Origin of the sequence: Wandonia haliotis (genome assembly GCF_039523435.1) — a bacterium.
GTDB classification, from domain to species: Bacteria; Bacteroidota; Bacteroidia; order Flavobacteriales_D; family Crocinitomicaceae; genus Wandonia; species Wandonia haliotis.
Genome location: NZ_BAAAFH010000003.1, coordinates 1 through 18,589, shown reverse-complemented (window position 1 = coordinate 18,589; position 18,589 = coordinate 1). Strand labels below are relative to the sequence as shown.

The 18,589-nt window shown below is 41.0% G+C and carries 16 protein-coding genes; 10 read left to right on the top strand and 6 right to left on the bottom strand.

What is annotated here, in order from left to right; genetic code table 11:
• Window positions 1-11: 11 nt before the first annotated feature.
• From bla to ABDZ97_RS00580, 4 genes are read right to left on the bottom strand one after another with little or no spacing between them, the layout of a single operon-like run.
• On the bottom strand, window positions 12-914 hold the full coding sequence (gene bla / locus ABDZ97_RS00595; RefSeq protein WP_343784003.1) for a class A beta-lactamase, subclass A2: 903 nt from the start codon (window positions 912-914) through the stop codon (window positions 12-14).
• A gap of 9 nt (window positions 915-923) precedes the next feature.
• Window positions 924-1,052, bottom strand: coding sequence for a hypothetical protein (locus ABDZ97_RS00590; protein WP_343784001.1), 129 nt, complete (start codon window positions 1,050-1,052; stop codon window positions 924-926).
• Between the two features lie 34 nt (window positions 1,053-1,086).
• The gene (locus ABDZ97_RS00585) at window positions 1,087-1,485 is read right to left on the bottom strand and encodes a hypothetical protein (RefSeq protein ID WP_343783999.1); all 399 of its coding nucleotides are present in this window, start codon (window positions 1,483-1,485) and stop codon (window positions 1,087-1,089) included.
• 34 nt (window positions 1,486-1,519) lie between these two features.
• A complete protein-coding gene (locus tag ABDZ97_RS00580; protein WP_343783997.1) occupies window positions 1,520-1,975 on the bottom strand; it encodes a hypothetical protein in 456 nt (151 codons plus the stop codon).
• Window positions 1,976-2,330: 355 nt separating this feature from the next.
• On the opposite strand from ABDZ97_RS00580, the gene polA reads away from it, so the two are divergent.
• Complete coding sequence (polA, locus tag ABDZ97_RS00575) at window positions 2,331-5,126, top strand: DNA polymerase I (protein WP_343783995.1); 2,796 nt, start codon at window positions 2,331-2,333, stop codon at window positions 5,124-5,126.
• A 45-nt stretch (window positions 5,127-5,171) separates the two neighbouring features.
• Window positions 5,172-6,155, top strand: a complete 984-nt coding sequence (locus ABDZ97_RS00570) for a glycosyltransferase family 9 protein (protein ID WP_343783993.1) — start codon at window positions 5,172-5,174, stop codon at window positions 6,153-6,155.
• On the opposite strand, the gene ABDZ97_RS00565 is transcribed toward ABDZ97_RS00570, so the two are convergent.
• Window positions 6,152-6,664 (bottom strand): acyl-CoA thioesterase, encoded by a 513-nt coding sequence (locus tag ABDZ97_RS00565; protein ID WP_343783991.1) that lies wholly within the window; start codon window positions 6,662-6,664, stop codon window positions 6,152-6,154. The two genes, ABDZ97_RS00570 and ABDZ97_RS00565, sit on opposite strands and share 4 nt — an antisense overlap.
• Window positions 6,665-6,704: 40 nt before the next feature.
• Between ABDZ97_RS00565 and hemJ the strand changes: the two genes are divergently transcribed.
• The 5 genes from hemJ to ABDZ97_RS00540 all read left to right on the top strand — a co-directional run bounded on the left by hemJ (window position 6,705) and on the right by ABDZ97_RS00540 (window position 9,435).
• Window positions 6,705-7,256, top strand: coding sequence for a protoporphyrinogen oxidase HemJ (hemJ, locus tag ABDZ97_RS00560; RefSeq protein ID WP_343783989.1), 552 nt, complete (start codon window positions 6,705-6,707; stop codon window positions 7,254-7,256).
• 136 nt (window positions 7,257-7,392) lie between these two features.
• Window positions 7,393-8,247 (top strand): SPFH domain-containing protein, encoded by an 855-nt coding sequence (locus ABDZ97_RS00555; protein WP_343783987.1) that lies wholly within the window; start codon window positions 7,393-7,395, stop codon window positions 8,245-8,247.
• 13 nt (window positions 8,248-8,260) lie between these two features.
• A complete protein-coding gene (locus ABDZ97_RS00550; RefSeq protein WP_343783985.1) occupies window positions 8,261-8,422 on the top strand; it encodes a hypothetical protein in 162 nt (53 codons plus the stop codon).
• Window positions 8,422-8,598: a type II toxin-antitoxin system antitoxin gene (locus ABDZ97_RS00545; protein WP_343783983.1), complete on the top strand. Its 177-nt coding sequence runs from the start codon at window positions 8,422-8,424 to the stop codon at window positions 8,596-8,598. Before ABDZ97_RS00550 ends, ABDZ97_RS00545 begins: the two co-directional genes overlap by 1 nt.
• A gap of 60 nt (window positions 8,599-8,658) precedes the next feature.
• Complete coding sequence (locus tag ABDZ97_RS00540; protein ID WP_343783981.1) at window positions 8,659-9,435, top strand: enoyl-CoA hydratase/isomerase family protein; 777 nt, start codon at window positions 8,659-8,661, stop codon at window positions 9,433-9,435.
• A gap of 118 nt (window positions 9,436-9,553) precedes the next feature.
• Here the strand turns inward: ABDZ97_RS00540 and ileS are convergent, their stop codons facing one another.
• Entirely contained in the window at window positions 9,554-12,955 is a 3,402-nt protein-coding gene (gene ileS, locus ABDZ97_RS00535) for an isoleucine--tRNA ligase (protein WP_343783979.1), read from the bottom strand.
• A gap of 226 nt (window positions 12,956-13,181) precedes the next feature.
• On the opposite strand from ileS, the gene ABDZ97_RS00530 reads away from it, so the two are divergent.
• The 3 genes from ABDZ97_RS00530 to ABDZ97_RS00520 all read left to right on the top strand — a co-directional run bounded on the left by ABDZ97_RS00530 (window position 13,182) and on the right by ABDZ97_RS00520 (window position 18,441).
• Window positions 13,182-13,736, top strand: a complete 555-nt coding sequence (locus tag ABDZ97_RS00530) for a hypothetical protein (RefSeq protein ID WP_343783977.1) — start codon at window positions 13,182-13,184, stop codon at window positions 13,734-13,736.
• Window positions 13,737-13,878: 142 nt separating this feature from the next.
• Complete coding sequence (locus ABDZ97_RS00525) at window positions 13,879-15,345, top strand: lipopolysaccharide biosynthesis protein (protein ID WP_343783975.1); 1,467 nt, start codon at window positions 13,879-13,881, stop codon at window positions 15,343-15,345.
• 399 nt (window positions 15,346-15,744) lie between these two features.
• Window positions 15,745-18,441, top strand: a complete 2,697-nt coding sequence (locus ABDZ97_RS00520) for a PKD domain-containing protein (protein WP_343783973.1) — start codon at window positions 15,745-15,747, stop codon at window positions 18,439-18,441.
• Window positions 18,442-18,589 lie beyond the last annotated feature (148 nt).

Genomic DNA, 18,589 nt, shown 5'->3' with positions numbered 1-18,589 from the left:
TCTTAGAGTTATCATTTTTTTATAAAATACTCCCAGGCTGCTTTTGTTATATCAGCAATAATTTTCTCATTGGTTTCCTCATCTTCTTTTGATGCGGTTATAAAAATGCTGATGACAAAATAGCTCCCATCGGGCAGAAAAACAATTCCGATATCATTAGATGCTGCAGTAATTCCTGTGCTTTTGTTTTGTCCGGACCAACCGGTTTTGTGTGCAACAATAGTTCCTTCAGGTAGTTGACCTTTCAGCTTGTTCTTCCCTGTTTGAGTAGTTTTCATGGTTTCCCACACAAAATCATAACTTTTTTGAGAAAGCTGGTTGTCTTTGTTTTCATAGAATACCTGTAGAATTCTATTGGCTTCCAGGGGTGTTGTCCAGTTTTGGAATTGTAAATCCCAATTACTCTGCATCGTCTCTTCGTTGATTTTAATAGAAATATCGTTAAAACCATTTTTCAGCAGGTAGGTTTCAACTTTTTGGGGTTTCCCCAGCAATTTCAGTAAAACGTCACAACCTACATTGTCACTCAAAGCAACAGTATACTCAATGATTTCGGCAATAGTCAGGGTGACCCCGTCGGGATACTTTTCTCGGATGGGACTCCAGAGACCAGGAAGCAGTTCATTTTTTTTGATATCAATTTTTTGGTCAAGCGAAAAACGACCCTTGTCTATTTCTGACAGCATAGCTAAAGCAATCGGAAACTTGAATACACTTTGCATTGGAAAATGCTCAGTTCCATTGCTACTTAGGGTATCATCACCATTCGCTCCGCTAATAGCAACACCTACGATTGCATTTTTCGAACGTACAATTTGTTCAATGTCGTTTCGCAGCGATTCGATGGTCTGTGCACATACTCCTGTTACAGTCAATACGACTGCGAGGAATAGTAATTGAATTTTCTTTGCCATTTTTCTTAATTAATCGGTTTCTGATCCACAGATTCCAATATACCAATTCTTCTCGGGGTTATAGATTGTCCAGAAGAAAGTTCCCCACCATTCCTTTCCGGCATTGAAGAAAGGAGAGCAATTGGTACTCCATTTCATGATTTCTTACTTCCTGAATCTGTATAAACATGAACTACTTCCAATACTGATTATACTTGTCACTCAATTCGTAAAATTGTCCATTTGATTGTGGTCCGAATACTTTTCCGTTTGTGTTAAAGACCATTTCCCCGTCACTGTAGTGTAGCACTATCTTAGACCAGTTTGCGCCTTTCCAGATGCCATTAATTTGTGCGCTATTCAGGTCCGTTATAAACGCTTGTATTTCCTGTTGGGCTGTAATAGAGTGAATTCTTATTGTATCAGTCTGGATTTCGATAGTAACTCTAACAACCTTATCCGGCTGTAATGGGGCATGAAAATCAGTATATGTTTTAGTTGTCTTACAGCCTGTCAGAACTACTAGTGTAAATACTGTTGCTGATGCGATTACTATACGTTTAATCAGGGTGCGTGCTTCTGTTCTATACATTGGATAAATTATTTTTCAATTTATTTGCGACCAATTATCTAGCCTTTAGATTTTCTTTATTAAGGGCAAGTAACTCTTTTATTTTCTTTTGCTCTCCGTCTCCGATATAGTCTTCTAAATAGAGAGTTCCTTTTGTTCCGCCAGTTTCTGTAAACACAATTTCATAAAGCCGTATTTCAATACTTTCCAGGGAGTTGGAGTCATCATAGTGGTATTCTACTCCTCTTGATTTGAAAGCAATCTTTTGATTAGATATTTTGACGTACGATCCTCTTAATTTTTTAATTCTATTTGCGTTGTTAATTAATATGACAGTTCCGAATAAAAGAGGAGTAAATGCACTTAAAAAGTTGAAAAGGCTACGGAAATTATAAATAGCAGACCAATTTTGTAGAAACAAATAAAATATACCGAAGCAAATTAGCACAATAGAAAACCCTTCTGATTTACCAAGTTTCCGAATTAATTTCTCTGTTGTGAACTCTTCCATTCCGTAAAAGCTTGTGTTATTTGTTTGCTCCCGCAAGTTAGCAATTATGTTTTGCGTATTTGCGGAAAGTAGGAATGTAAAGTATACATACTGTTACCAGGTGTTCTTTCCTTCTTACAAAACTGTAACAGTTTGATAAGTCTGAAGCCCGAAATCGCCTACTTTGCATATACTTACCTTCGGCGTGCAAGGAGAAAAACATCCTGCATATAATTAATTAGCAGATATAGATAGCAAAACTATTGACCAAAATACCACAATGCAAACCTACCGGACTCCTTGCCCGGATCTTCTTGTTCTTCTGCTACAATAATTTTTCACTACCTTTGAAATGATTCAAATTGAAAGATAAATTATGACTCCTCCCGCAGAAAAAAAACTGTTTTTACTGGATGCGTTTGCATTGATTTATAGAGCGTATTTTGCTTTTTCGAAGAACCCGAGGGTAAATTCAAAGGGGCAGAATACCAGTGCGGCTTTTGGGTTTACAAATGCGTTAATTGATGTAATGAAAAAAGAGCAGCCGACTCACCTTGCGGTGGTGTTTGATGCTCCGACTACAACGAATCGTGCAGAGGAACACAGTTTTTATAAAGCCAACCGGGAGGAAATGCCGGAAGATATTCGCAGTATGATAGAACCGATCAAACGGATTATCGATGCGTTTAATATTCCTATCCTGATGAGAGATGGTTTTGAGGCGGATGACGTGATAGGAACACTGGCAAAAAAGGCAGAAAAGGAAGGGTTTGTTACCTATATGATGACACCGGACAAAGATTTTGGTCAATTGGTGTCGGAGCATATTTTTATGTACAAACCTTCCCGGATGGGGAATGGTCCCGAAATTCTGGGGGTGAAAGAAGTCTGCGAAAAATTCGAAGTGGACGACCCTTTAAAGGTAATTGATATCCTGGGGCTCTGGGGCGATTCGGTGGACAATATCCCGGGTATTCCGGGCATCGGAGAGAAGACTGCGAAAAAACTGATTGCCCAGTACGGCTCGGTAGAAAACCTGATTGAACATTCTCATGAATTGAAAGGAAAGCAAAAAGAGAATGTCATCAATTTTGCAGAGCAGGGGATGATTTCCAAAATGCTGGCGACGATCATCACGGACGTGGATGTGGAGTTGGATGAAGAGGATTTGCGGGTTATTCCGGTCGATGAAGAAAAGATTAAGGAGATCTTTACTGAGCTGGAATTCCGTAACCTGGCAAAGCGGGTGATCGGTGAAGAAATCGTTGTTGCAGCTCCTGTTAATGATGAGGGGCAACTGGATCTGTTCGGAACCCAATCCCTGGTAGAGAATCAGGCACCAACTGAAACGGCGGAATTGAAAACAATAGCAACCGAAAAGCCATCGTATCATCTGGTTACCACACCGGAAGAGAGAAAAGAATTACTTGCTCAATTGCTGAAACAACCTTCCGTTTGTTTTGATACGGAAACCACATCGCTGGAGGCGCGGCATGCAGATATTGTCGGGTTGGCTTTATCCTGGAAACAGAGAGAAGCTTATTATGTAGCGATTCCGCAGGATTTTGACAAAGCAAAAGAAATTTTAACTCCCTTTGCCGACTTTTTTACAAGTCCTGTTATTGAGAAGGTGGCACACAATATGAAATACGATGCACATGTGTTGGATCGGTATGGAATTGCCATCGAAGGTCCGGTTTTTGACACCATGGTGGCACATTACCTGATTCAGCCGGAGAGTAAACACGGGATGGATCAGTTGGCAGAGTATTATTTGCATTATAAACCCGTTTCTATTGAAGATCTGATCGGGAAGAAAGGTAAAAACCAGCGTTCTATGGGGGATTTGGAGCCGGCTGAGGTTAAAGATTATGCCTGTGAGGATGCTGATATCACCTGGCAGCTAAAAGAACTGTTTGAGCCGGAAATGCAAAAACCGCATCTGAAGAATCTGTTCTATGATCTTGAAATGCCTTTGGTATTGGTTCTGCAAGAGATGGAGAAAGAAGGGATATCAATTGATATAGAAAACCTAAAGACCTATTCTAAGGAGTTGGGGGAACACATCGACAGACTTGAAAAAGAGATTCTGGAACTGGCAGGAATGGAGTTCAATATTGACTCTCCGAAACAATTAGGAGACGTCCTGTTTGAGCATTTGAAAATTTCTGCAAAAGCAAAGAAAACCAAGACCGGTCAGTATGCAACCAGTGAAGATATTCTGAACAAACACAGTAATGATCACCCGATTGTTCCGTTGATTTTGGAATACAGACAACTTCGTAAGTTGAAGAATACATACGTAGATACATTGCCTACACTTGCTGATCCTGTAGATGGGAGAATTCATACGAACTATATGCAAACGGTTACAGCAACGGGTAGATTGAGCTCCAACAATCCGAATTTGCAGAATATCCCGATTCGTACCGAAAGAGGACGTGAAATCCGGAAGGCTTTTGTGGCTCGCGATGAAAATTTTGAATTGATGGCTGCCGATTATTCCCAGATTGAATTGCGTATTATTTCGGTATTGAGTAAAGACCCGAACATGATGGAGGCTTTTAAAGAAGGGAAAGATATTCACGCAGCCACTGCGGCAAGAGTTTTCAATGTTCCTCTGGAAGAAGTCAGCCGGGAACAAAGAAGCCATGCAAAAGCGGTAAACTTTGGAATTATCTACGGGCAAAGTGCTTTCGGACTGGCGCAGAATCTGGGAATATCCAGAACAGAAGCGAAAACTATTATCGATAGTTACTTTGAACAATACCCGGGGATCAAAACCTACATGGAGGAATCTATTGCGTTTGCAAGAGATCATGGATATGTTGAGACCCTCATGAAGCGAAGACGATACCTACCGGATATTACTTCGAATAATGCAGTAGTACGGGGATTTGCTGAACGAAATGCGATTAACGCACCTATACAGGGTACAGCTGCGGACATCATTAAACTGGCAATGATCCGTGTGCAGAATGCGATGAAGAAAGAGCAGCTGAAAAGCCGACTTTTGTTGCAGGTACACGATGAATTGGTGTTTGATGTGGTGAAGGAGGAGAAAGAGCGAATGGAAGCGTTAGTACGACAAGAAATGGAGCATGCGATAGAATTTGCTGTACCTCTGACTGTAGAAGCTGAGTTTGGTCACAACTGGCTGGATGCCCATTAAAAGATTCTATTGTAAGGTCAACGAGTTGTTCTATTTTTGTCGCGGATGAAAAAAATTCTGATTCTTCGTTTTAGCTCCATAGGGGATATTGTTCTTACTACACCAGTTGTACGGGCTGTCAAAGAACAGACCGGAGCAGAAGTTCATTATCTTACCAAACAACCCTTCACAGGAATAGTAGCTCCTAATCCGTATATCGATCGGGTCATTACCTTTCAAAAAGATATAGACGAGGTAGTCGAAGAATTGAAGAACGAACAGTACGATTACATAATTGATCTGCATCACAATTTACGTACACTACGACTAAAGCGCAAGTTGAAAAGACCAGCAAAGTCGTTTCCAAAATTAAATATCCAAAAGTTTCTGTACGTGCGGTTGGGATGGAAGATGATGCCGGATCTCCACATTGTCGACCGCTATTTTGAAACAGTCCGTCATCTGGGGGTTAACAACGATCAAAAAGGACTGGATTACTTTATTCCGGAAAGTGAAGAAGTGGATGTGACGAGCTTTCTTCCGGAGATTTTCCACACGGGTTATATTGCTATTGCAATGGGAGCACAGTTTGCTACAAAACGATTGCCTCTGGAAAAACTCGAAGAACTGGTGCATAAAATACAACTTCCGGTTGTTCTGCTGGGAGGAAAAGAAGATGAACTTACGGGGAATCAATTGGCAGCAATCGCTTCGTCCAATGTGTTCAATGCTGCGGGGAAATGTACACTTGGTCAAAGTGCCTCACTGGTGAAACAATCCGTTTGTTTAGTCACACACGACACGGGGTTAATGCACATCGGAAGTGCCTTTAAGAAAAGAATCTTTTCTATTTGGGGAAATACCACTCCGGAGTTGGGAATGTATCCCTATCTTCCCGGTGAGGGAAGCGAATTGTTCGAGCAAAAAGAGCTTTCTTGCCGTCCGTGCAGTAAAATCGGATACCAAAAATGCCCAAAAGGACATTTTAAGTGTATGAATGATCAAAATATAGATGAAATCGCGACCAAAGTCAGAAAAGCATTTGACTAATCGACAAACAACTTTTTCAACTCATTTGCATCCTTTGGATTCATTTTTCCGGCAAGAATCAATGCAAGCTGTTTTCTTCGCAGAGCAGCCGTATAGCGTTCTTTTTCCTCTTGTGTCTCAGGAATCAGTTCCGGAACCTGGATCGGGCCTCCGTTCTGATCGACAGCAACGAATGTATAAATCGCCTCGTTCGAACGAAATTTATTTCCCGTAACCGGATTTTCGACATAAACATCCACAAACACCTCCATAGACGAGTTAAAGGCTCTGGAAACCTTTGCCTCAAGTGTTACAATCGATGAGTGATTAATGGGAGCATTGAAAGCAACATTATTAACAGAAGCCGTAACCACAACTCTTCTGCAATGACGATGCGCTGAAACACTTGCAATTACATCCATCCACGCCAGTAACTGACCACCGAACAAATTTCCTAATGTATTGGTATCATTGGGCAAAACAACTTTTGTTGATATTGCCAGTGTCTCAGAAGCTTTCTTTGCCTTCATTATTCTGAATTTTTGCACAAAGGTAAGCAGAATTGTGAAAATGCGTACATTTGGACACATGGATTTAGGAACGGTAAAGGCCTTACATATAATTTTTGTAGTAAGTTGGTTTGCAGGACTTTTCTATATTGTCCGGTTGTTTATTTATCATACGGAATCGCTTCAAAAACCTGAAGCGGAAGGCAAAATACTCAGAGATCAGTTTGAAATTATGGAACGTAAACTGTGGTATATTATCACCTGGCCGGCCATGGTATTAACAATTGTGTTCGGTATCTGGATGCTGATACTCGTTCCCGGTTACCTGGCGCAGGGATGGATGCATCTGAAATTAGGTTTTGTTGTGGTACTCTTGGTATACCATTTTGCCTGTCAGCGTATTCTCAATCAATTGAAAAGAGGTGTTTTTAACTGGTCGTCCGGAAAACTACGTATCTGGAACGAAGTAGCTACGCTATTACTGGTGGCCATTGTGTTTATTGTCGTTCTGAAATCGTCCCTGAACTGGATTTGGGGTACTGTTGGCTTTTTTGCCGTTGCCATAGGTCTGATGATGGGGATAAAGCTCTACAAGCGGCTTAGAAAATCATAAATTCTGTTACGGAACAAAGTAAGTTTGCTGTCCATCTATAGTGTGTACAGTAGGAAGACTGTTTTCCGATTTTTTGAAAAATTCGGAAGATATTTCATTTTTTATTATATATTAGTGATATCAAAACAATATCATTATGGAGAAAGAAAAGAATGTGTCTGCTTTTAATGGATATTTTATTCTGTTGGCAGTGTTGGTTTTAATTGCAGGAGGCATTGCGGGTATTGCCCTGACCAATAAGGTTGCATTTATTACGCTGGACGTACTTGCGGTCTTCCTTCTTCCTGGTTTTTTTATTGTACAGCCAAACGGTTCAAAAGTGTTGGTTCTGTTTGGGTCTTATAAAGGGACTGTACGGGCGAATGGTTTTTATTGGGCGAATCCGTTTTATTCTAAGCAAAGTATTTCACTTCGGGCACGTAATTTTGACAGTGAACGTGTGAAGGTGAATGATAAAGTAGGAAATCCGATTTTAATAAATGTAATTCTGGTCTGGCGGGTGAAGGATACGTTTAAGGCGGCTTTTGAGGTTGATCACTACGAAGAGTTTGTACGGGTACAAACAGATGCGGCTGTCAGAAAGTTGGCGGGTTCATATCCGTACGATAATTTTGATGATGACCAGTCTGAAATTACCTTACGCTCCGGAATGGATGAGGTAAATACAGCTCTTGAAGATGAAATTACGGAACGTTTGGCAATGGCAGGTATTGAAGTGATGGAAGCGCGAATCGGTTATCTTGCTTATGCGGAGGAAATTGCCCAGGCGATGTTGAAGCGCCAACAGGCTACGGCTATCGTTGCTGCCCGGTTTAAAATCGTTGAGGGAGCAGTAGGAATGGTTGAGATGGCTATTGAAGAGTTGGACAAGAAAACAGATATCCAACTGGATGCGGACAAGAAAGCAGCAATGGTTAGCAATCTGATGGTGGTGCTGTGCGGAGACAAAGAGGCAACTCCTGTTGTGAATACGGGAACATTGTATAATTAGAAAACGGCAGATTATGAATCCGAAATATAGACTTATTAGAAAAAGAGCATTTGAATCGCTTGAGAAATTCGAACAGCGTTTGAATGAAGAATGTGTTGGCGGATGGAAAGCAATATCCATTTCGGATACGAATGGTTCAATTACCGTATTGTTGGAACGTGAAGTGAAAAAGTAATGGCAAATAAAAAATCATTTCTTCTGCGAATTGATACCGATAAATTCGAAGCACTGGAAAAGTGGGCAGCTGATGAATTCAGAAGTGTTAATGGTCAGTTGGAGTGGATTATTCATAAAGCTCTGCAGGAAGCGAAAAGAGAACCCAAGCCCAAATCCGGTAAAGAGGAAAAGTAGACAGGAAGAACTTTCCTGTTACTCTCATAAAAACGTTATTTTTACGAAAAAAAGAAAAACATGTCATACAATAATCTTTTAGTAGAAAAGACCGGGAAAACAACGGTAATTACGATTAACCGCCCGAGCCAGTTGAATGCACTGAATAAAGAGACAATCGAAGAATTGAACAAAGCACTTACGGAAGCGAATACGGATCAAGGCGTGCGTGCAGTTATTCTGACTGGTAGCGGAGAAAAGGCATTTGTTGCAGGGGCAGATATAAAAGAGTTTGCTCATTTTGATGTAACGCAAGGAAAAGAATTAAGCGCAAAAGGGCACGAGTTACTTTTTAACTATGTGGAAAATATGACAAAGCCGGTTATTGCTGCGGTGAATGGTTTCGCGCTGGGAGGCGGATTGGAGTTAGCCATGTCATCTCATATCCGTATTGCTTCGGATAATGCAAAAATGGGCTTACCGGAAGTTTCTTTGGGTGTTATTCCGGGATACGGAGGGACACAGCGATTAGCACAATTGGTAGGTCGTGGCAAAGCTATGGAAATGGTGGCTACTGCGGGAATGATCTCTGCTGAAGAAGCAAAATCATGGGGATTGGTAAACCATGTAGTACCACAGGCGGAATTGTTAGACCTGGCACACAAAATTGCCGGTAAAATCACAGCCAACTCAGGAACAGCTATTGCTTCTGCGATTCGTTCTATTAATGCAAACTACGAAGAAGGTGTAAACGGTTATACAGTCGAAGTAGAAGAGTTTGGAAAGTGTTTCGGTACACCTGATTTTAAGGAAGGTACAACTGCATTTATCGAAAAACGGAAAGCAGCGTTTAACTAGCGACTAGCATTTCATACGATATTTTGAAGGGCGTGCAGTGAGCACGCCTTTTTTAGTGGATAGAAAAAAGGCCGCTACACAGAGTGCAACAGCCTTAATAAACAATAGATATCGTGAGTTACGCTTTTTCCAATAGGATCCGCGTATCACCTTCCGATTCAATATCCGTCAACAATGCATCTGTTTTCAATGTATCTTCGAAAACAATATCTGTTGCGAGTACTTCTTCACAAATATAGGTCTTGTTGGTTGCCACAGCCTGTTGAATTTCATCTGTGGAAGCGATTGTCAATCTGATTTTATCAGTCACCTCCAATCCACTTTCTTTACGGAAATTCTGGATGCGGTTAATCAGTTCGCGGGCAATTCCTTCGTCGCGCAATTCTTCTGAAATGGTAATATCCAGTGCTACTGTAATTCCTCCTTCGGACGCTACCAGCCATCCTGGAATATCTTCTGCCTGAATATCGAAATCCTCCAGCGTCAATTCGATAGCAGCACCATCCACTTCACCGTTCCAGCCCCCGTTCGTTTCCACTTCCGCGATGGCTTGTTGATCCCAACCGTTTACCATTGCCGAGATAGCTTTCATTTGTTTACCATACTTCGGGCCGATGGTCTTGAAGTTGGGTTTGATTTTCTTTACCAAAACTCCGGTAGTGTCCTCCAACAGTTCCATTTCCTTTACATTCACTTCCGCCAGTATCAGGTCTTTTACATGTTCGATACGGGACTTAAACGTAGGATCCAGAATTGGAACCATTACTTTTTGTAAGGGTTGGCGAACTTTTATTTTCTCTTTTTTACGGAGACTCAACACCAGTGAAGAAACGCGTTGAGCAATATCCATTTGTTCCTCCAGATTGAGATCAATAAAGTTCTCATTTGCTTTCGGGAAATATGCCAGGTGAACTGACTCCGCGTCGTGTTTGCCAGAAACCTTATTCAGATCACTGAAAAGTTTATCCATAAAGAATGGAGCAATAGGAGAAGAAAGAATAGTGACAACCTCCAGACAGGTGTATAAAGTCTGATACGCTGAAATTTTATCTTCTGTATAATCACCCTTCCAGAAACGGCGGCGACAAAGACGTACATACCAGTTCGATAATTGGTCATTTACGAAATCCTGGATCAAACGTCCCGCACGGGTCGGCTCATATTGATCATAGGCATTTTCTACTTCTTTGATCAGTGAATTCAATTTTGATAAAATCCAGCGATCAATTTCAGGACGTTTTGCATAATCTATGTCCGCTTCACTGTATGTAAACCCATCAATATTTGCATAAAGTGCGAAAAAGTTGTAGGTATTGTACAGGGTTCCGAAGAACTTACGCTGTACCTCTACAATTCCGTCTTCATCAAATTTCAAGTTATCCCAGGGCTGTGCATTGGTGATCATATACCAACGTGTCGCATCGGGGCCATACTTGGGTAATGTTTCAAACGGATCGACTGCATTTCCAAGACGTTTGGACATTTTCTGTCCGTTTTTGTCAAGAACCAGCCCGTTGGAAACAACATTTTTATAAGCCACCGAATCGAACACCATCGTAGAGATTGCGTGAAGGGTAAAGAACCATCCGCGTGTCTGATCGACACCTTCAGCGATGAAGTCTGCCGGATAACCGGTTCTGTTTTCAATCAATTCCCGGTTTTCAAATGGATAGTGCCATTGTGCATAGGGCATTGATCCGGAGTCAAACCATACATCAATCAGGTCTGCTTCTCGTTTCATTGGTTTTCCGGAAGGGGAAACCAGTGTGATCTGATCCACATAGTTTTTATGCAGGTCGATTTTGTCGTAATTTTCTTTTGACATATCACCCGGTACAAAATCTGCCAATGGGTTTGTGTCCATAACTCCGGCCTGAACTGCTTTTTCACATTCTGCTTTCAACTGTTCTGCGGAAGAAATACAAATACGTTCGTCCCCTTCTGCAGTAGACCAGATTGGAATTGGAATTCCCCAGTAACGTGAACGGGAAAGGTTCCAGTCATTCAGGTTCTCCAACCAGTTTCCAAAACGACCGGTTCCCGTTGATTCGGGCTTCCAGTTAATCGTTTTGTTGAGTTCAATCATACGGTCTTTTTTCTCTGTAGATTTGATAAACCATGAATCCAGCGGATAATATAATACCGGTTTATCTGTACGCCAGCAATGTGGATACGAGTGTTCGTATTTTTCTACTTTAAAGGCTTTGTTTTCCTCTTTGAGCTTAATGGCAATCTGAACGTCCGCTGATTTTTCAGGAGCCTCATCATCTGCATAGTACTCGTTTTTTACATACATACCTGCAAACTCTCCCATTTCCGGGCGAAAACGACCTTGCAAATCAACAAGTGGAACAGGGTTTCCTTTGTCATCAAGAACCAACATGGCCGGTACACCAGCGTCTTTAGCTACTTTGGCATCATCTGCTCCGAAAGTCGGAGCGATATGTACAATTCCGGTTCCGTCTTCTGTTGTAACAAAATCTCCCGGGATAATACGAAACGCCTGATCTGCATTTTCGTAAGGCAGAGCATACGGTAACAATTGTTCATAATTCAGACCTACAAGATCAGATCCGGTACATTCTCCTGCTATGAAGTAAGGAATGGTTTTATCTCCCTTACTGTATGTTTTTAGTTCATCTGCCGTTTCAACAGCTTTGTATCCTTTTGCAAACTGATACGAAACCAGATTTTTGGCGAGTACAACGTGAATAGGCTCGTAGGTATATTGATTATATGATTGTACCAGTACGTATTCAATTTTGGGCCCTACAGCAAGTGCCGTATTCGAAGGAAGCGTCCAGGGTGTGGTTGTCCAGGCCAGAAAATGAAGGTCGTGCGTTACCCCAAAAGGTGTATTTTGTCCGTCTTCCATTTTGAACTGGGCAACAACCGTAGTATCTTTTACATCACGGTAGCATCCGGGTTGGTTCAATTCGTGAGAAGAAAGACCAGTTCCTGCTTTCGGAGAATACGGTTGAATCGTATATCCTTTGTAGATTAACCCTTTTTCGTACAATTGACCCAACAGCCACCAAACAGATTCCATGTATTTCGGTTCATACGTAATATACGGATCATCCATGTTCACCCAGTATCCCATATCGCGGGTAAGGTTATTCCAGATGTCAGTATAACGCATCACCGCTTCGCGACAGGCTTTGTTATAATCTTCGATGGAAATTTTCGTTCCGATATCTTCTTTGGTAATTCCCAGCTCTTTTTCTACACCTAATTCAACAGGAAGCCCGTGCGTATCCCAACCTGCTTTACGTTTTACCTGGAATCCCTGAAGCGTTTTATAGCGGCAAAAAATATCTTTAATAGAGCGCGCCATAACATGGTGAATTCCCGGAAGTCCGTTTGCCGAAGGAGGCCCTTCAAAAAAGACAAAAGGCTTCTTACCTTCCCGTGTTGAGATAGATTTGTCAAAAATGTTGTTGTTTTCCCATTCCTGCATCACCTCCTTTGCCATTTGCGGCAAATTCAACCCTTTGTACTCCTGATATTTTGCGCTCATTTTACTCAGTTAATTAGAAGTCGCAAAGATAGAAATTTTAGTAACAACCTTTTCGATTCAAAAATGCTTGTTTACTTCATCAAAAAAATGGTTGATACAAATTGTATTAACCGACAGTGATGCATAGCAGAAAATATCCTGAACAACGTAACACGGATTGCTTTTTAAGAGATAAAACCACAATAATTTAAATACAGAATCGTTGAATTTCAAAACCTAGTTTACTATGAAACAGTTAGTAGTTATACTTTCCCTAATAATTTCAATTGGCTCCGTTGCTCAAAAACCTCAAAAGAAGACGTTGGAGGCAGAGATGCTTCGCATAAAAACGGGGACAGTTCTTGTTGTTCAATCACAAGCAATTGATGAATACCCGATATGGTCAGCAGAATCTGATTACGTTGGGTGTAACGTAATGGGAAAGTGGTTTAAAATCAGGCTGACAAATATTCGCTTGGGAGAGGCTACCTGGAGAAATCAAACAATTGGTTTTATAAGTACAAAAAACGCCGTAAGTAAAATGACGGAGAAAGAAATAGAGGCGTTTATGAAAGTGTCCGAGTTACATCCCAGAGAAGTAATTACTTCTGACGGGATCAAGATTGAGTTAAGAATGGATGGATTCCAAGTTGCGTTAGTCGTAACAAAAAAGGGGCAGAAACCAGAAGTACTTTGGAAATCAGAAGGAGAGAACTGTCATAGTCTATCTGTTTCTCCGGATGAAAAATATGTTGCATACCTATGTGAGATGAATGGGTTATTGATAATGAAGATACATTAAGTGTGTTTGCGTATCTGATTTTTCAGTGCAAGCGACTCTCAGGATGAAGGTACGAACCCTTTTCAAATTTCGAACATAAGGTGATTACATACTTCGATTCGGATTCTTTCACTACTTTTGAAATTAAACGAAGGAATACAGGTTGAGTGCTATCAGGAAATTAGCGGGGCAGACAGCGATTTATGGTATGTCAAGTATCGTAGGTCGGTTGTTGAATTATTTGCTGGTCCCTATTTATACGATGGTTTTTACCGATCCGGCGGATTATGGGGTTGTTTCGGAGTTATATGCCTATGTTGCTTTCTTTATTGTCCTGCTAACCTTCGGGATGGAGACAACATTTTTCCGTTTCATCAATAATGAACAGAATCAGGATAAAGTTTTTAGTAACGCTTTTGTCTCACTTACCGGGATTAATGCTTTATTCCTTCTGGTAGTTCTTGTATTTCTGGGACCTATATCAGAAGCAATGCTATATGCGGATCATTCCGAGTACATCGCACTTCTGGCTATCATTGTTGCTGTAGATGCAATGTCCAGTTTGCCACTCGCCCGTTTGAGAGCAAAAGAACAGGCTAAGCAATTCGCCATAGTCCAACTGGCTTCTATTTTTACCAATATTGTTCTCAACTTATTCTTTCTTCTTGTTTTGTTCGATCCGGAGACGGATGATCCGGCTATGGGAGTATTGTATATTTTTATTGCTAACCTGGTTTCATCTTTAATTCGCCCGGTGCTTCTTTGGAGAGAATTTTTGTCGATTCGACTTGAAGTGGATCCGGAACTGCTAAAGAAGATGTGGTGGTACGCTTTTCCTATTGTTATTGCCGGATTTGCCGGAATCATTAACGAAACGATAGACCGAATTCTGATCAAGCAGCTGCTGAATAATGTGGAGCTGGTTCCCGATGGTTATATAGGAGGTGCTTTGCGGTATGCAGAGAGTCAGGTCGGAATATACAGCGCCAATTATAAACTGGCAATGCTGATTACCATTTTCCTGCAGGCGTTTCGCTATGCGGCAGAACCTTTTTTCTTTGCACAGGCAAAAGATGATCCCAAACGAAAAATATATGGTCGGGTTATGAATTACCTGATTGCTGCTTTGGCTGCTTTCTTTTTATTAGTAACATTAAACATAGATATTTTTAAATATTTTATCCGGAATGAAGCTTATTGGGAAGGGTTAAAGGTTGTTCCTGTGCTTCTGATCGCCAATATATTTCTGGGTATTTATATGAATCAGTCTATTTGGTACAAACTTTCGGGACAGACCAAATACGGTGCTTACATTTCTATTGTAGGTGCTACCGCAACCGTAGTCCTTTTGGTTTCACTTGTTCCGGTTTTTGGATATATGGCTGCTGCCTGGACTACACTTTTGGTGTATGGTGGACAAATGACAGCCTCATATCTTTTGGGGCAAAAACATTACCCGATTAAATACAACTTACGAAAGGCCGGGTTTTATTTTGTTCTGGCACTTGTAATTTATATAATAAAAAGGTTGTTAAATCTTGAGTTTGGTTTTGTTCAGTTCTTTGTTCATAATATACTATTGCTGCTCTTTATAGGAGTTGTTTATAGAATCGAATTTTTCAAACGCTAACCTGACTTATTTTCTTATTGTTGCTTTTGGTATTGAAAATCAAACAATTCCTAACAAATTACTTTCGTTTTGTTAGGAAAAATAAAAAAATACATTTAGTGCAACCTTTTGGTTACATTTGTTGTCTAGTCAAAGGTGGTTTCCTGAAAACCACGTTTTGATCGCTAACTATTATTACTATTTATTATGAAAAAGGTGGTTTTTATACTCCTCTTTCCTTTCGTGCAATTCTTATTTTTTGCTCAGGCGAGAGCGGGTTCTTCAGATATCTCTTATCATAGTTGCTACTCGGATGTTATTCAATTAACAGGTTGTGATACAGGGGGTAATCCGGGCGTGATGTTGTCGCGCTGCGTTAAAGAAAAGATCTAATCATTATTTAATTTAAAACAACTAGTTATGAAAAAGTATAGCTTTTATCTACTGGTTTTGTTTCTTTTGGCTACTACTAAAACTTTTTCTCAGGAGAAGCATGAACATATTCACAGTCAGGAGGAACTCACCTCGTTTATTAAAAAATCAAGTGTTGGTGATATTGTAGATTATATCACTTCTGAAGTATCATTTATGAAAATATCAGATGATATCCGCTTGAATCTTTACAAACAAAGTCATCAGAAAACAATCGACTTTATTTTGGATAGTAGGCATAAATTTGCAAGAAATCTTGCAAAACAGTTGAAGTCCGGAAAAGTACAATCGTTGGAAGAGGTATATAAGATGTATGGAGACTGGATCGAAGAACTGAAGGAAGAGGTAGAGCTGATTCCTTTGGACAAAGAAAATCAGGATGAACAGGCAAATCAACGTACTTCAAGAGTTCTGAACGGACCATGCGTTAATATGGATTTCGAAGATGGTACATTCAACGGTTGGGAATTGTCCGCTGGATCTCATCCGGGTAATGCATATGGCGTTACAGGAGTTAGTACAGTAACACCTGGTTTGCAACACTCAATCATGTCTGGTGGTACAGACGGGGTTGTAGGTATTCCACGTGTAAACCCCGATGGAGGTCAATACTCAGCATTGTTGGGAAATGGAAACGTGAGTGGAGCAGATGTTTCTTTGTTAAGACAAACGTATTTGGTCGATGCTACAAATGATTTGTTTACTTATAGTTACGCTGTGATTGTTGAGGAACCGGGGCATACACTGGCAGAACAACCTTATTTTGTGGTTAGAGTTTACGACGAGAATGGTAATGATGTACCTTGTGGAAGTTACAGTGTTCAGTCAACTGCCAGTAACCCTGATTTCATCAGTGCAGGAAATGATGTACTTTATCAGACCTGGAGAACAGCTTTTGCCCCTTTAACAGCATACATAGGCCAGAATGTTACAGTTGAGTTCCGTGTAGCCGACTGTTCTCAGTCAGGACATTACGGATATGCTTATGTGGATGCTTCATGCAGTGGATCAGAGATCATTACTTCGACAGGTGATGCTTTTATTTGTGGTAACGATCCATTGGTATTAACTGCACCTCCGGGAGCCAGTTCTTATCTTTGGAACACAGGAGAAACCACACAGGCTATTACCATTACGGCAGGAGGTTATTACGAGGTGGAAATGATTCCGGTTACAGGGTCTTCTTGTTCGATAACTGCTTCCATAACGATTGGAACAGCACCGTATCCTGTAGCAGACCTCACAGCTGTTCCAACATCGATTTGTGAAAATGATTCGGTTACATTTACGGATAATTCTACGATAAGTTCAGGTAGTATTGATTTTTGGCAATGGGATTTTGGCAATGGGATTACGACACAATCAGCGAGTGGACCGATTACCGGGGAAACAAATACGATAGGAACGTATGACAATCCTACACACGCTTATACTACGTCCGGGAATTTTACTGCAACGCTTACAGTAACATCGGATGCAGGTTGTGCGGCGTCAGCTACGGAGCAAATTTTGGTTTCTCCTGCACCTCCGATTTCTGCTGGACCCGATTTGACTTTATGTCCCGGAGAACCATTTACTCCGCAGGGACAGGGTGGTGTTTCTTATACGTGGGATCAGGGATTGGTAGACGGTGTAGAAATAGCCATTGGTGATACCACAATAACTTATGCAGTTGTAGGAGTTGGTCCAACCGGTTGTACAGCTACGGATTCGATAACAATTTTTGTCGATGAAATTGATGAACCGGATGCGGGAGCAGATCAAACGATCTGTATAGGAGAATCGGTTACGTTAACTGCTTCAGGAGCTTCTAATTATACGTGGGATAATGGTGTCCAGGATGGTGTTCCTTTCTCACCGACACAAACAACAACATATACGGTTACCTATACAAGCCCGAATGGTTGTCAGGCGAGTGACGAGGTAACTGTGACGGTAAATAATTTACCTCAGATTTCTGCGGAAGGTGCTGGAGTTTGCGAAGGAGAAGAAGTTACTTTGTCCGGAACAGGAGGTGTTTCTTATACGTGGGATAACGGTGTCCAGGATGGTGTTCCGTTTACGCCACCAGTAGGTGTTTCAACTTATACGGTGACAGGAGTGGATGCAAATGGTTGTGAGAATTCGTCTGTGGTTTCTGTAACGGTGTATTCCTACCCGGAAGCTGGTTTGTCAGTAGATCCTCAAACAGGATACCCTCCTCTGGAAGCGACAATCTTTAATGAAACAACCGGTGATGTTACAGATTATGAGTGGAGTTTTGGAGACGGAACTTTCTCGGATGAAGATTTTGACACTTATCTGAATATATATAATGAAGGAGAGTACACGGTGACTGTTGTTGCTTCTAATGAAGGGTGTACAGATACAGCGTCTTTCAGTATTATTGTTGAGTTTCCTCCTTTAGTATATCACGTTCCGAATGTATTCACACCAAATGGTGATGGAAGTAACGATTATTTCCATTTGGGAATAGAGCACGCGGCGGAGATAGAATTATATATCTTCAATCGATGGGGAAATACCATGGCAGAGATTATAGATGTGAAGTCTCCGGGTTGGGATGGAAGAACACCGTCAGGAGGAGAGGCTGCTGAAGGAGTCTATTTCTTTAAATACAGAGTTCTGGGACTAGACGGACAGGAAGTTTCCGGTCATGGATACTTAACACTGGTACGCAAGTAATTGATTAGATATACGAGAAAAATAAAAGTCGGTGGAGTATTCCACCGACTTTTTTATTGTGTCAATTGTCTAGTCCTGAAATAGCGATACACAAAAAAATCGTTATGAAAGAAGGTCAAAGATCAGATTATGTAAAACGAACGCAGAA